The organism is Bacillus sp. FSL L8-0654 (assembly GCF_038629965.1).
In the GTDB taxonomy this organism is placed as follows: Bacteria; Bacillota; Bacilli; order Bacillales; family Bacillaceae; genus Bacillus; species Bacillus safensis.
In genome coordinates this window covers 1,187,695-1,201,349 of the sequence record NZ_CP152026.1, presented here as the reverse complement: position 1 = coordinate 1,201,349, position 13,655 = coordinate 1,187,695, and the positions used below count along the sequence as shown (strand labels likewise).

The following is a 13,655-nucleotide window of genomic DNA, read 5'->3' as shown; positions in this document are numbered from 1 at the left end:
CCCTTTCATTTGGTATAAATATGAACACATGTAACAAAAGAAAGAACATTTTTAGAATAGAACCTTTTATAAAGCGCTTAAAATTATGCGTTCTAAAAAATGTTCAATACTGTTACCTTTGTAAAGATATTATAATATTCAAAATTATAAGTCAATGTCCCTAGGGAAATTTAAATAAAAAAAGACGCAGTCATCACCGCGTCTCTTCCTTCTAATCTTCTATACTGCTTGTTAAATGTGGCTTCCTATATCTAAAAATTCAGATACAAATAGATTGTCTGTCTGCACTGCCATTTCTTCCTTTGTGCCAATTTTTTCGATTCTTCCTTCATTCATCACCACAACACGATCAGCAATATCGAATGCTTCTTCTTGATCATGTGTCACAAAAATGGTGGTCATTTGAAAGTCACGATGAACTTTTTTCAGCCAATGCCTTAATTCTTTCCTCACCTTTGTATCAAGTGCACCAAAGGGTTCATCTAAGAGGAGTGCCTTCGGCTGAACGGCAAGTGCGCGCGCCAGTGCCACACGCTGCTTTTGCCCGCCTGACAGCTGATCTGGATACCGCTGCTCAAACTGCGTAAGCTGAACAACCTCTAAAAGCTCATGTACCCGCTCTTTGATGTCTTTTTTAGGCAGTCTTTCTCCTCTAGGTTTAATTTTCAGCCCATATGCCACATTATCAAAAACCGTCATATTTCGAAAAAGCGCATATTGCTGAAATACAAAACCGATCTGCCGTTTTCGTACTGGAATGTGTGTGTAATCCTGATCTCCAAATAAAATCTGTCCGTTATTGGCATAATCAAGACCTGCAATGATTCTTAATAAAGTCGTTTTCCCAGAGCCAGATGGTCCTAGTAAAGAGATTAATTCACCATTTCTTATCGATAAATCCACGTTTTGCAAAACCTTTGTCTGACCAAATTGTTTTGATATTTGTTTTGCTGTAATCCCCAAGGCCGATCCCTCCATTTATGTTGACCGCTTGCCAAGCCGGTGATCCCTCTGCTGAATGATTTGCTTAATGATTAAAGTAATGACTGCCACAAACGCCATGAGAGACGCCACAGCAAAAGCAGCTTGAAATTGGTACTCATTGTATAAAATTTCGATATGAAGCGGCATCGTATTGGTCATGCCTCGAATATGACCTGATACAACCGACACGGCACCAAATTCACCAATCGCTCTTGCCCCGGCCAAGATGACACCATAAAAAAGAGCCCATTTGATATTCGGCAGTGTCACAAAGAAAAAAGTCTTCCATCCGTTTGCACCAAGTGTGAGTGATGCTTCCTCCTCATGAATGCCTTCATGCTGCATAAACGGGATTAATTCTCTAGCAATAAACGGAAATGTAACGAATATGGTGGCTAGGATCATGCCTGGTACAGAATAAATGACTTTCCATCCATTCGCCATAAGCCAAGGTCCTAAAAGCCCGTTTGAACCAAATAAAAGCACAAATACAAGTCCAGCAATCACAGGCGAAACGGCAAACGGGAGATCAATCACAGTCGTTAACAAACGTTTTCCGCGGAAATTAAATTTTGTGATAAGCCATGCAGCACTTACCCCAAAGATCATTTGAAGCGGCAAGGTGACGACGACAATGAAAACAGTCAATTTGATCGCCGCGAGTGTATCTGGATGTGAGATGGCCAGAAGGTATGAACTCCACCCTTTCTCAAATGCTTTTGAAAAAACGGCGATCAGCGGTATGAGTAAAAATAAAATCAAAAAAGCATACACGACCGTAATCAATAGGATTTTCACCCCTTTAGATTCGGTTACAGGACTTTTATACTGAACATGGTGCTGATGACTAAGCTCTCTCTCCAATGGTTTCACCTCACGTATACTTGTTTTTTCCGCTCAACATACCACTGAATGCCGTGAATCAATAACAGGATGAAAAACGAAAGAAGCAGCATCAAGCATGCAATCGCTGCTGCACCATGATAATCATACTGTTCAAGCTTGGACATGATCATCAGCGGTGTAATTTCTGTTTTAAACGGAATATTTCCAGCAATAAACACAACAGAGCCATATTCACCTAGCGCTCTTGCAAACGCAAGTGAAAATCCAGTCATCACCGCAGGAAACAAGGCCGGCAGCAGTACGTGAAAAAAGGTCTGTCTCCTTGTCGCACCAAGAATCGCCGCAGCCTCTTCGACTTCCTGCTGCAGCCCTTCTATCACAGGCTGAACGGTTCGGATAACGAATGGAATGCCAATAAAAATCAGTGCCAAAATAATCCCAATCGGTGTGTACGCCACCTTTATATGCAGAAATTGACCAATCCATCCATTAGGAGAATAGAGGGTGGTCAAGGCAATACCCGCAACAGCTGTTGGGAGAGCAAAAGGCAAATCAATGAGAGCATCTAAGATTTTCTTTCCATGGAATGTGTACCTGGCGAGAACCCAGGCAATCAGTACACCAAACCCTGCATTGATGAGAGCAGCTGCAAAGGAAGTCGTCACGGTCAGCTGAAGCGACTTCAATACTCTTGCATCGGTAAAAACCTTCCAAATCCCCTCTGCTCCTAATGAAGCCGTCCAAATAAATACCATGGATAAAGGAATGACGACAATCGCACTCACATAAACGAGCGTCACCCCAAGGCTCAGCCCAAATCCAGGCAATATACGTTTTCTTTTATTGGCGGCTACATGTGCTTTCTTCATCACATCGCCCCCTATTTTTGTCCGCTGTATATTTGATCAAATAATCCGCCATCATCAAAAAATCTTTTCTGCGCCTTTCTCCACCCGCCAAACGCTTGATCAATCGTCACCATATCAATCTTTTTAAACTGGTCTTTATATTTGTTTAAGACTTCTTGATTTCTAGGGCGATAATAGTTTTTTGCTGCAATTTCCTGCCCTTTTTTAGAATATAAATAATCTAAATAAGCCTTCGCCACTTTCTCTGTTCCTTTACGTTTCACATTTTGATCAACAACCGCAACAGGCGGCTCCGCTAGAATACTAATTGATGGGGTGACAATTTCAAATTTGTCTTTGCCTAGTTCGTGCTGCGTTAAATAGGCTTCATTCTCCCATGCAATTAACACATCCCCAAGTCCGCGTTCAACAAAGGTCGTTGTGGCTCCGCGTGCACCTGAATCAAGAACTTCGACATGTTCATATAGCTTTTTGACAAAATCCTTTGTTTTTTCTTCATTCCCATGAAATGTTTTATCGGCGTAGGCCCATGCAGCTAAGTAATTCCATCTCGCACCGCCGGACGTTTTCGGATTTGGCGTAATGATGGACACACCTGGCCGAATCAAGTCGTCCCAATCTTTAATATTTTTGGGATTCCCTTTCTTCACAAGAAACACAATGGTCGATGTATACGGTGTTGACTGATTTGGAAATTCTTTTTGCCAATCTTTTGAAAGCAGTCCGCGATCTGCAATCGCATCAATGTCATACCCTAAAGCCAGTGTTGCCACATCTGCCTCGAGTCCATCAATAATCGATCTTCCCTGCTTTCCTGACCCACCATGAGACTGCTTGATCGTGACATCCTCACCTGTTTTGTCTTTCCAATACGTCTGAAAGGCTTGATTGTATTCCTGATACAATTCACGTGTAGGATCATACGAAACATTTAACAGCTCAACCTTTCCCTTTTGGCTTGAGGCTTCGTTTGCGTTTGAGCATGCAGTACTCGTCACAGCCAAGACGAATATAATGGTCACGACCCAGACCCATTTCCACTTTTTCATGTTATCCCGCTCCCCCGTTATCAAAAATAGTGACACCAACCTTGCCGTTTCATACGCAAAAAAGACCCTTAGCCACCTGAAATACATCACAGTCCTGTACTTCAAATTGCCAAGAGCCTTCGGTTGTCCGATCAGCTATGTATGATTGATGTTAGTCTATATATTATTCAAACTATTCACAGGTGTCAACTCTGTTTTTTCATTTAAACAAAAAAAGAAACGCCATCTTGAAGAGGCGCTTCTTTTCCCGGGAAATGGTTTTAATCGGCAGAAAGCTTTAAATTGACACCAACAGCGGTTCCATTTCTCGAGGAGTCAGCTACTCCTGTAAATGTCCCTGCTTTCCGATCAATGAGTAAGGCTTGCACATTTCCTATATCAATAGGTGAACTGCCAAAACGATGACCCATATCATTTAGCTTCGTTCTTACATCAAGGGGAACACCTACTTCGTAACGGTAAGAAGTTGTACTGTTTGTATAAATCCGCGGCTCTTCCACCGCATCTTGCAGCTCCATGTCGTATTCAAGCAAGTTTAATATGGTTTGTGAAACAGAAGCAATAATAGTCGTTCCTCCAGGTGAGCCCACAGTCATGACCGGCTCGTTATCTTTAAATATGATGGTCGGGGTCATACTGGATAATGGACGCTTATTCGGCTGGACTTCATTTGCTCCGCCTGGTCTTGCGTCAAAATCTGTTAGTTCATTGTTTAAGAAAAAGCCATATTCCGGAACAAGGATCCCTGTACCAAATAACTGTTCAATGGTTGTTGTGAATGACACGACATTTCCCCACTGATCGGCAACAGTAAAATGAGTGGTCTCGCCAATGGTTTTATCTTCTGGCTGCGGGACAATTGGGGATGGATTTTTTTCATCCTCATACGCCCATGGATCTCCTTCTTTTGGGTTTTTGTTCATTTGATCTAATTGAATGAGAGATGCTCTTTTTGAAATGTAATCATCGTCTAGTAGTCCTTTTAGTGGAACATCTACGAATTCGGGGTCGCCTGCATATGCAGCACGGTCAGCATAGGAGAGATGCATTGTTTCAGCTAGCAGCTGATATTTTTCGAACGATTTGGGGTCATATTGTGATAGATTGAAGTGATCTAGTATTTTGAGCATTTGCAGCATAAACACACCGCCTGAGCTTGGTGGAGGCATACTTGCAAGCTGGTATCCTTTATAGTCCCCCCAGATAGGCTTGTCAGTCTTGACCTCATAATGACCAAGGTCATCAGTTGTCATCGTTCCGCCAAAATCTTGGACTGTATTTGCAAGTGCTTTTGCTACTTTTCCTTCATAAAATGCTTTGCTTCCTTTTTTTGCAATGAGCTTAAATGTTTTCGCAAGACCTGGCTGTACAAGCAGATCGCCTTCTTTGAGCGGCTGATCATCTGGAAGAAAGATTGGCGCTGCAGCCGTTTTTTTCAGCTTTTCTTGATGATCTTCAATGGCTTTTGCTAGAACAGAATCGATTTCAAATCCATCCTCTGCAAGCTGAATGGAAGGCTCAATCAATTCCTTCATCGAACGGGTTCCCCACTTATCTAATGCTGCTTCGAGACCTTTTACTGTCCCTGGAACACCAACCGCATTACCGTGTGTGGACCGCTCAGCAAATGGGATGACTTTTCCCTCATCCGTTAAAAACATGTCAGGTGTTGCGCCCTGTGGTGCTCGTTCTCTACTATTGATGATGGATGTTTCTTTTGTCTTTCCATCATAAACCATCATAAAACCACCGCCGCCAATTCCAGACATCATTGGCTCTGTCACATTCAGTGCGTACTGGATGGCAACAGCAGCATCCACTGCGTTTCCACCTTTCTTCAATACATCAGCACCTACTTCTGATGCCAGCGGGTGAGCAGTAGCCACCATGCCATCTTTACCAACAGCTACTTTACTCCCATGAGATTCGTTCGCATTGACTTGGCTGACAGGCAGAAAAAACGAGAAAACAAACAGACATATGGACAAAACAGTTAGAGAAATGCGTTTCATCAACAACACCCCTTCCATATTCTTACTTTGACCTTACCGACTTCTTGACCAGAATACAATAGATTATTCTAAAATTTCAAAAATTTTCATCCTATCATCCTACATTTCCCAAATCAAACATTGTTTTTCAAAACATATGACGCACTCACTCATTAGGAATAAAGACACAGCATTTCCAACGATTCAGCTTCAAGGTATAATAAACACAACAAAGAGGGGGAAAAACATTGAACAACAAAAGCAGATTATTTTGGGAAGACTATTGGAAAAAGAAATCAGAAAAAGCACCTGCTGATGCGTTTGTTTCGGCGTGGGCATTCGGCTCAGATCCTGATCATTTGCTTGATCTTGTAAAGCAAGGAAAAAAAACAGCCACTTGTTCTGGACACCTTTTTTATGAAAAGGAACAGGAGCCGCTTCCACAACCCGGACAATATGCGGTCATTTTGGACAGCCAGGAAGAGCCAAAAGCCATCATTGAAATTACACATGTTGATGTTATGCCAATGAATGAAGTCCCCGTATCATTTGCACAAGCAGAGGGTGAAGGCGACTTATCTTATGACTATTGGTACAGAGAACATAAAGAATTTTTCACAGAAGCACTCCAATCATACGGTTTAGAATTCAAAGAGGATATGCTTCTTGTTTGTGAACGGTTTAAGCTGATTCATTCAGCTTCTTAGCCTTTAAGCGGCGCCAAATATGGCCCGCTTTTTTCGTTGCTTTTCCCCTTTTAGAAAAAGGTGTGTTGAGATCACATCTTTAGGTCAGAATAAGATCAAATAGAAAAAGTGAAGAAATTTTCGACTACACCTGTTTTTTTTCGACAAAAGAATATATAATTATTTGATGTGTGCATTGTCTCATTTATACAATGGAGGGTTTTTACATGTTAAAAAGGAAAAAAGACAAGTTTTCCGTCTTGTTAACGGAAATTGCTAAAAATTTAGATGAAACTGCTGAGTATTTTGTTAGCTATAAAGTAACAAATCAAACCACTCTGAAAGAATTTTCTGACACATTGAAGGAATATGAGACAAAAGGTGATAATCATGTTCATACCATGATTAAAGAGCTGAACAAAGCCTTTATTACACCGATTGAACGTGAAGACATTCTTCAATTGACGAATAGCCTCGATGATGTTTTAGATGGAATTGAGCATTTTTCCGCAACATTAGAAATTTACTCAATTACAAGCTCTGACGAACATATCGACAAATTCAGCCACTACATCAGAGAGTGTGCGAAAGAAATTTTAATCACAATTGATCTACTAGCTGAAAATCGCTTGAAAGATATTCATCCGCACGCAATCAAGATCAAAGAGATTGAACATAATTGTGACAATCTTCATCGTAAATCATTAAAGAACTTGTTTGGAAAAGAAACAGATCCAATTAAAGTGATTCAATACAAAGAAATTTACGAAACACTTGAAGAAATCGCTGATTCCTGTCAAAGTGTTGCCAACAATCTAGAAACAATCATTATGAAGAATGCGTAACGGGGTTAGTTAAACATGGACACATTACTCATCCTTACCATACTTATTGTCATTTGTGCACTTGCTTTTGATTTCATTAACGGGTTCCACGATACAGCAAATGCCATTGCGACTTCAGTTTCAACGAAGGCATTAAAGCCTAGACATGCGATCATCATGGCAGCGTTCATGAACTTCTTAGGAGCAATGACATTTACAGGTGTGGCAAAATCCATTACAAAAGATATCGCAGATCCATTTACACTTCAAAACGGCTCTGTTGTGATTTTGGCTGCTTTAATTGCGGCCATCACATGGAACTTGCTTACTTGGTATTACGGGATTCCGAGTAGTTCTTCACATGCATTAATCGGATCAATTGCAGGAGCGGTTATTGCCTCTGCCGGTTTTGGCGCTTTAAACTATTCGGGATTCATTAAAATCATTCAAGCACTTTTGCTTTCACCTATCCTAGCTTTCGTATTGGGATATATCGTGTATACCATTATCAAAATTATTTTTAGAAACAACAATCTCGCAAAAACAAATAAACAATTCCGACGTGTTCAAATTTTAACAGCTGCACTGCAATCGTATACCCATGGGACAAACGATGCGCAAAAAGCGATGGGAATTATTACGATGGCTTTAATTGCAGGTAATTTGCATACAACAGACGACATTCCTTTCTGGGTACAATTCTCTTGTGCGCTTGCAATGGGACTCGGTACTTCTATCGGCGGCTGGAAGATTATCAAAACAGTCGGCGGTAAAATTATGAAAATTCGTCCAGTAAACGGAGTATCTGCCGACTTAACGGGTGCAGCTATTATCTTCGGTGCGACGTTTATTCACTTACCTGTTAGTACGACTCACGTTATCTCGTCTTCTATTCTAGGTGTAGGTTCTGCACACAGAGTCAAAGGGGTTAACTGGGGTACGGCAAAACGTATGCTTGTCACTTGGGTGATTACATTACCGATTTCAGGAACTCTAGGAGCTCTTATATACTTTGTGTTAAATGCGATTCTCTAATATCAAAGACCTGTCTGACAGGTCTTTTTTTATTTGCCCGCACACTTAAAACCCTTTTCCTGCAGGACATTTTTTCATGAAGCAGGGTTTCCAATCATATCCATAGAAATAAACAAGTATTCATCTGTCTATGGGAGAGAAGAACATGCTATTATTTTTTCAATTGACTGTATGGTTATTGCTAGGTGCTCTTGCAGTGTATGTATTTGCAGTTTGGCGCTTTGAACAAAAAGTAAAAGAAAAGATGTTTGCCATTCGTAAAACGTGGTATTGGATTTATGTAGCGGGTGCTGTTGTGTACTGGACAAATGACCCTTCTTCTATCTTCACCGATTGGATGCACTACTTGATCATTGCCGTATTTTTCGCATTAACTGATGCCTTCATCTTTCTTAGCTCCTATATTAAGAAACTCGGAAATCATGAGCTGGAAACCGACACCCATCAACTCCTTGAACAAAATAACGATCTCCTTCATTCTTACCTCAATAAACTAAAAACGTACCAATACCTATTGAAAAATGAACCGATCCATGTATATTATGGAAGTGTAGAGGCATATATAGAGGGAATTGAGCGGCTAATTTATTCTTTTGCCGACAAGATGAATATTCAAGCGGTGCTTTGTCCATACGATATGCAGGAACAAAAAGACGACCTGCTTCGGACACTTGACCAGCGGGCTCTTATTCAGGCGAAGCTTGACAGGCAGGAAGTATATTACGATGATTTCGGTCATTTGGTGCTCATCCCATTTTCTGTAGCAGATGCTCATTTTGTCATTAAGCTCACCTCCGATGAGATTGTCACGGAGTTCGACTATTTATTAATGACATCACTTACAACAATTTATGACCTAATCTTGCCTGACGAAGAGGAAGGTGATGAAGATGGACCACGCACTTCAAGGGGATAACAACAATCCTAAGAAAAACCCTTTTAAGATTTTAAAGAAAAAACGCCATATCAGTATGGCCGATTATAAGGTAAGCCCCCATACTGAGCGAATTTTTAAAAAGAATGAACAGCTTCTGGATGAGTATAAAAATAAAAAGGCTTGATTACACTAAAGGACGCGGAACGAAATCCGCGTCCTGCTTCCATTTTCACATAGACTTGCATACAATACACTATACGCTGCAACGATTGAGGTGCCAAAATGAAAAAGAAAATCAAACAACTGAGATATGTTCAGTTTGCTGAATATCAGCCGTCCCCATATACTAAGCGTTTAATTGAAAAGAGTGAAACAGCCATCCAATCATACAAACAGAAACACTCACTGATTTAACAGTTTAAGCAGCTTCTCCTTCGTTTTAGGACCGTATACCCCATCACTTGTCAGACCGTTCACCAGCTGAAAGCGCGCTACGGCATTCGCCGTTTTTTCTCCGTAAACACCATCGATGCCTTTATCTGCAGCCGATTTATCAGGGTAAAAATAAACAGCAGCAAGCGCTTTTTGGACGAGGCGTACGTGCTCTCCCTTCGTTAGAGGCGAAGTCACCTTTAAAATCCCATCTGGCAGCTCATACATCATTTTTCCATCATTTCGATAAATTTTGAGAACCTGTCCAATTTGAATCTTGTTCGGGTCGCTAATGTTATTCCACTTCTGAAGATCTTGAACTGTGACGTCATGAGCTTTGGCAATACTCGTTAACGTATCCCCGCTTTTGACGACATACGTGATGACCGTTTCAGGGTCTCCTGCCGTTTCAATTCCTTTTTTAAATTCATCCCATGTAGCGAGAAGCAGACGCGGACATGCTTTTCCAGACCAGTGCTGATGTGTGACCACATTCGCTAGTGGAATATTATGCTCTTTCAGCAGCTTTTGGATGAGCCATTGCGCATGTTTGACCGCTTGCTGGAAATTCCCATCTTCATTTTCACAAATTTCAATGCCGATCGACTTTCTGTTCCCATTTCCATGTCCGTCCCCTGCATGCCAGCCATTTTCATTTAACGGCAGATGCTGAAAGATTTCATGATCATCCACTGTAAAGTGCCAGCTTTCCGCTGTCGTTGGGCGTTTCACATATGCCGCATGACTTTTCGCATCCGCCCCTTTTGACGTGTTTGCTGTGTTATGAACCGTCACATACATCGGTGTCATGGCGTATCCTGGGCGGTTCCCGTTTCCAACTGGAATAAAATCTTGATAAATTTCCACCATGTTCTGCACTCCCTTTTGCTAAATTGAATTGATCTTTCTCATCAATTGGTGGCGTTCGTAAGACAACTTGGGTTTGTTTTAGTGATAAGACTATGGTAAAATTTGAATTCAAACCACTCTTTTTAGTAATGGAAAACGCAAAAATGAAGAAAAAAACAGGAATTAATTCCATTTTTCCTTGATTTTATGTTAAAATTGTTAAAAATAAGCCGATATTAAAAGTAAGTAATAGCTTCATTAGCTATTTAGTCCTATATGGACTTTTCTTTTACGCCAAAAATAGAACATACGTTTGCATGGAGGTTTTTAAATGACTGGTTTTTTAACCCATTTAGAAGAAGAGATTAAGCGGTTATATGCCAAATTACAAATAAGCGGTCCTGCTTATAGAGACATGCAAAGGATCGCTTCTGAATTTCATGTATGGGTCCACTATGAGGATACTGGCAGCATGATGATCAAACATCAAGGTCTTTACAGTATTATATTAAACAGATCTCTATCGTCAGAGGAACAATGGCAGGATTTTGCCCACGAGCTTTGTCATGTGCTGAAGCATGCAGGCAATCATTTCAAGATGCACAAACTCTTTCGAGAACTGCAAGAGTTTCAGGCTAAACAATTCATGTATCACTTTTGTGTGCCGACCTTTATGCTGATGCAAATGAAGCTTCCAAACCTTCGGCAGCAAGCCATTTTGCACATTGCGCAAACATTTCACGTCACCTGGGCTTTCGCTGAAAAGCGGCTCGCCTTGTTCGAACAGCGGAAAGCAGGTATTCGCTTCCAACAGGAGTTTACATCTTATCTAATGAAAGCCGAGAAGGTCGCGGAAAAAGAAGCTGTTTATCAAACGTAAGCCTCTTCTGCATAGGGCGACAGGGTTTATCCATAAAGATTTAATACTTGCTTGAGTACATTTGTGTACCGATAAAATTGCTCATTTTGCGTTTCACGGCGATAGCGCCGTCTGAAGTCTTGAAAGAATGCTCTTCTTTGCGCCTGACTGATTTCAAGTTGTACACTTTTTCCGGTCAGACATTGATTATTAATATTGTGAGGATGAGTTCCAGAATAACGATCAGATTCAGATAGCAGCACTGCAGGGAATCCATTAAGCGTTAAACGTTTCACTGTTTCTGCCGCTTTTTCTCTGTCTGTCCCGCCCACTAATGTTTGAAGCACCTCTGTTTCCCCGTAGCCATGGAGCGCAAACGTGTAATGATGGGCATGCACTAGAGAAAGGCAGACCGGCTCATTGAAACGTGTGCTTGTAATATGAAGCACATGATTGCCTTTCACTTTAAGGCCTTCAAATAAATACATAGAAATATCACTTGCGATTTCATGAATGAGCTCACTCACGCCAGATTCAATTCCCCCAGCATGAGGGGACAAAACCAAAAGCTGGTCACCTTTCCGCTCGTGAAGAATTTGATAGTCGATTCCCTCTCTTTCATGAGCGGAAAGCTCTTCATAACTTTGATATGTATCAATGATTTGCGTCATTCCATCTTCCCCATTTCTCTATATGAGCATAAGTCTACTGATCTTAAATTCTTTTGTAAAGGGATTTCGCATGACCTATCGACTTAATACATCCTTAAATTTTCCTTATCTTTTCGGCTATCTGTTGAATTTTGAGAAAAAATGACCGATAATTGAAATGAATAGAACTTTTGGACTATATGAATCTTTTTGCATTCTCTCTCATAAATTAGAAATATTGTGATCTACATCTGGAGGAATTCATGTTAAAAAAGAAAACCACCATCACCCTTGTCATCTTAATCCTTAGCTTCGCTGGCATCATTTACTGGAAATGCTTTTCTCTTCAAGGCGTATCTCACGGAACCTTTATCCGCTCGATGACATCACCTGACGGAACATATATCATCAACACCTATCGACATAGCGGAGGGAAACTAAAGGAGAACGCAGTTAGAGCAGAGATTGAAAACAAACTCACCCACCGAAAGAAAACGATTTACTGGAAATACCCTGATAAAGACCCTCTCATCAAATGGAAAAATGGACAGCTTGTTCAAATTGGGCATGAATTTTTAAATGTGGTAAAGGGAGAAACATACGATTATCGCTTTGACCGGAACAAAAGAAAATAGCGTATCAAAAAAACGAATCCCTTTTGGATTCGTTTCAAATTGTTGACAAAGGGCTAAAATGATTTTTATTTTAGCCCTTTGTCTTCTTTTCAGCGTGATAGAAAACCTTTGCAGTCTAGGAAGGACGAGCACTGGCGCGGAGCGAATTGAACATTCGTGAGCACCAGCGCGCAGGACTGACAAAGAATGCGAGGGTTTGTCTACACGCTGAAACGAATCCAATTGGATTCGTTTTTTACGTTGACATTACATGCTGCATGAATTCTTTCATTTCTTTACTTACGCTCGTCAGCCGTTCCACAATTTCACTAAACTCTGTCACAAGTAAAGCCTGCTCTGATGATGAACCTTTCATATGGTCCATACTCTCAAGTAATGTATGTATATTAGAGGAAATCCCTTGCAGTGAACTTTCAATATTTTCTGTTGCACGTGAAGTTTCACTTGAAAGCTTTTGAACCTCACTGGCTACAACACTAAATCCAGCCCCCTCTTTTCCTGCCCTGGCTGCTTCGATTGACGCATTCAATCCCAGCAAACTTGTTTGTTTCGAAATGCCCTTAATCATTTTTGTAATATCAGATGTTTTTTTCGAGCTTTCAAGTGTTTGCTGCGTTTGTAAGGTCATTTCCTCACTTGTCGCAGAAAGCTCTTCTGAATGTGCCGCCACCACATGCACCTTTTCTTGAATACTTTGAATGATGTCATTTAATGACTCCATATATGCTTCAAGCTCTAATTGATTTTTAAGTGGAAAACCTAAAGCGAGTGCGCCGATCACTTGTTGATTTTCATCAAAAATTGGCAGACCCATTGCATTTAACGGTATTCCGTAAACCGATTCAGGCACAAACATACTTGATGTCTCACCTCTGAGCGCTTTTTTCATATTTAAATCATCTGGCTTAATGAGTTCTCCTGCTCGAATTTGAAAATCAACATCTTTCGATGGCAAATACAGCAAGAATTTCTCTCGATCAATGACACCCATCGTCACTTCGTTTTTTAAAATCTGCATCATATAAGGTGCTGCTGTCACAATACTCTGTAGTATATCCAATTTCTCTAC

At 40.8% G+C, this 13,655-nt stretch carries 16 protein-coding genes; 8 read left to right on the top strand and 8 right to left on the bottom strand.

Annotation, left to right across the window (positions count from 1 at the left end; all coding sequences use genetic code 11):
• Nucleotides 1–231 precede the first annotated feature (231 nt).
• The 5 genes from cysA to ggt all read right to left on the bottom strand — a co-directional run bounded on the left by cysA (nt 232) and on the right by ggt (nt 5,760).
• Entirely contained in the window at nt 232–963 is a 732-nt protein-coding gene (gene cysA, locus MHH65_RS06035) for a sulfate ABC transporter ATP-binding protein (RefSeq protein ID WP_224426336.1), read from the bottom strand.
• A gap of 15 nt (nt 964–978) precedes the next feature.
• The gene (gene cysW / locus MHH65_RS06030; protein WP_024426779.1) at nt 979–1,848 is read right to left on the bottom strand and encodes a sulfate ABC transporter permease subunit CysW; all 870 of its coding nucleotides are present in this window, start codon (nt 1,846–1,848) and stop codon (nt 979–981) included.
• A 5-nt stretch (nt 1,849–1,853) separates the two neighbouring features.
• Nucleotides 1,854–2,699: a sulfate ABC transporter permease subunit CysT gene (cysT, locus tag MHH65_RS06025; RefSeq protein WP_034623416.1), complete on the bottom strand. Its 846-nt coding sequence runs from the start codon at nt 2,697–2,699 to the stop codon at nt 1,854–1,856.
• 11 nt (nt 2,700–2,710) lie between these two features.
• Nucleotides 2,711–3,748, bottom strand: a complete 1,038-nt coding sequence (locus tag MHH65_RS06020) for a sulfate ABC transporter substrate-binding protein (RefSeq protein ID WP_024426778.1) — start codon at nt 3,746–3,748, stop codon at nt 2,711–2,713.
• Between the two features lie 260 nt (nt 3,749–4,008).
• Nucleotides 4,009–5,760, bottom strand: a complete 1,752-nt coding sequence (ggt, locus tag MHH65_RS06015; protein WP_224426337.1) for a gamma-glutamyltransferase — start codon at nt 5,758–5,760, stop codon at nt 4,009–4,011.
• 227 nt (nt 5,761–5,987) lie between these two features.
• Here ggt and MHH65_RS06010 point away from each other — a divergent pair, with 227 nt between their 5' ends.
• From MHH65_RS06010 to MHH65_RS05985, 6 genes are all read left to right on the top strand, one after another.
• On the top strand, nt 5,988–6,446 hold the full coding sequence (locus MHH65_RS06010; protein WP_087975567.1) for an ASCH domain-containing protein: 459 nt from the start codon (nt 5,988–5,990) through the stop codon (nt 6,444–6,446).
• 206 nt (nt 6,447–6,652) lie between these two features.
• Nucleotides 6,653–7,270, top strand: a complete 618-nt coding sequence (locus tag MHH65_RS06005; RefSeq protein ID WP_024426775.1) for a DUF47 domain-containing protein — start codon at nt 6,653–6,655, stop codon at nt 7,268–7,270.
• 15 nt (nt 7,271–7,285) lie between these two features.
• Complete coding sequence (locus MHH65_RS06000) at nt 7,286–8,284, top strand: inorganic phosphate transporter (RefSeq protein ID WP_017359158.1); 999 nt, start codon at nt 7,286–7,288, stop codon at nt 8,282–8,284.
• A gap of 145 nt (nt 8,285–8,429) precedes the next feature.
• On the top strand, nt 8,430–9,200 hold the full coding sequence (locus MHH65_RS05995) for a type II toxin-antitoxin system SpoIISA family toxin (RefSeq protein ID WP_024424960.1): 771 nt from the start codon (nt 8,430–8,432) through the stop codon (nt 9,198–9,200).
• Complete coding sequence (locus MHH65_RS05990) at nt 9,169–9,345, top strand: type II toxin-antitoxin system SpoIISB family antitoxin (RefSeq protein ID WP_080652934.1); 177 nt, start codon at nt 9,169–9,171, stop codon at nt 9,343–9,345. Before MHH65_RS05995 ends, MHH65_RS05990 begins: the two co-directional genes overlap by 32 nt.
• Nucleotides 9,346–9,443: 98 nt before the next feature.
• Entirely contained in the window at nt 9,444–9,575 is a 132-nt protein-coding gene (locus MHH65_RS05985; RefSeq protein ID WP_120207232.1) for a type II toxin-antitoxin system SpoIISB family antitoxin, read from the top strand.
• Here the strand turns inward: MHH65_RS05985 and MHH65_RS05980 are convergent.
• Nucleotides 9,564–10,463, bottom strand: a complete 900-nt coding sequence (locus MHH65_RS05980) for an N-acetylmuramoyl-L-alanine amidase (RefSeq protein WP_268414123.1) — start codon at nt 10,461–10,463, stop codon at nt 9,564–9,566. The two genes, MHH65_RS05985 and MHH65_RS05980, sit on opposite strands and share 12 nt — an antisense overlap.
• Nucleotides 10,464–10,773: 310 nt before the next feature.
• Between MHH65_RS05980 and MHH65_RS05975 the strand changes: the two genes are divergently transcribed.
• Nucleotides 10,774–11,322, top strand: coding sequence for an ImmA/IrrE family metallo-endopeptidase (locus MHH65_RS05975; RefSeq protein ID WP_024424963.1), 549 nt, complete (start codon nt 10,774–10,776; stop codon nt 11,320–11,322).
• Nucleotides 11,323–11,348: 26 nt separating this feature from the next.
• Here the strand turns inward: MHH65_RS05975 and MHH65_RS05970 are convergent, their stop codons facing one another.
• A complete protein-coding gene (locus tag MHH65_RS05970; RefSeq protein ID WP_120207236.1) occupies nt 11,349–11,972 on the bottom strand; it encodes a poly-gamma-glutamate hydrolase family protein in 624 nt (207 codons plus the stop codon).
• A 242-nt stretch (nt 11,973–12,214) separates the two neighbouring features.
• Here MHH65_RS05970 and MHH65_RS05965 point away from each other — a divergent pair, with 242 nt between their 5' ends.
• Entirely contained in the window at nt 12,215–12,586 is a 372-nt protein-coding gene (locus tag MHH65_RS05965) for a DUF5412 domain-containing protein (protein WP_041105917.1), read from the top strand.
• Nucleotides 12,587–12,821: 235 nt separating this feature from the next.
• Here MHH65_RS05965 and MHH65_RS05960 read toward each other — a convergent pair whose 3' ends face one another.
• Nucleotides 12,822–13,646, bottom strand: coding sequence for a methyl-accepting chemotaxis protein (locus MHH65_RS05960; RefSeq protein WP_034281469.1), 825 nt, complete (start codon nt 13,644–13,646; stop codon nt 12,822–12,824).
• Between the last annotated feature and the right edge of the window lie 9 nt (nt 13,647–13,655).

Excerpts from the sequence above, each read along its gene's own strand:
- MHH65_RS05975 (WP_024424963.1), top strand. The coding sequence starts at position 10,774 with ATGACTGGTTTTTTAACCCATTTAGAAGAAGAGATTAAGCGGTTATAT.
- MHH65_RS05995 (WP_024424960.1), top strand. The coding sequence starts at position 8,430 with ATGCTATTATTTTTTCAATTGACTGTATGGTTATTGCTAGGTGCTCTT.
- MHH65_RS06020 (WP_024426778.1), bottom strand. The coding sequence starts at position 3,748 with ATGAAAAAGTGGAAATGGGTCTGGGTCGTGACCATTATATTCGTCTTG.
- MHH65_RS05980 (WP_268414123.1), bottom strand. The coding sequence starts at position 10,463 with ATGGTGGAAATTTATCAAGATTTTATTCCAGTTGGAAACGGGAACCGC.
- MHH65_RS05985 (WP_120207232.1), top strand. The coding sequence starts at position 9,444 with ATGAAAAAGAAAATCAAACAACTGAGATATGTTCAGTTTGCTGAATAT.
- ggt (WP_224426337.1), bottom strand. The coding sequence starts at position 5,760 with ATGAAACGCATTTCTCTAACTGTTTTGTCCATATGTCTGTTTGTTTTC.
- MHH65_RS05990 (WP_080652934.1), top strand. The coding sequence starts at position 9,169 with ATGAAGATGGACCACGCACTTCAAGGGGATAACAACAATCCTAAGAAA.
- MHH65_RS06005 (WP_024426775.1), top strand. The coding sequence starts at position 6,653 with ATGTTAAAAAGGAAAAAAGACAAGTTTTCCGTCTTGTTAACGGAAATT.
- MHH65_RS06000 (WP_017359158.1), top strand. The coding sequence starts at position 7,286 with ATGGACACATTACTCATCCTTACCATACTTATTGTCATTTGTGCACTT.
- cysT (WP_034623416.1), bottom strand. The coding sequence starts at position 2,699 with ATGAAGAAAGCACATGTAGCCGCCAATAAAAGAAAACGTATATTGCCT.
- MHH65_RS05970 (WP_120207236.1), bottom strand. The coding sequence starts at position 11,972 with ATGACGCAAATCATTGATACATATCAAAGTTATGAAGAGCTTTCCGCT.
- MHH65_RS05965 (WP_041105917.1), top strand. The coding sequence starts at position 12,215 with ATGTTAAAAAAGAAAACCACCATCACCCTTGTCATCTTAATCCTTAGC.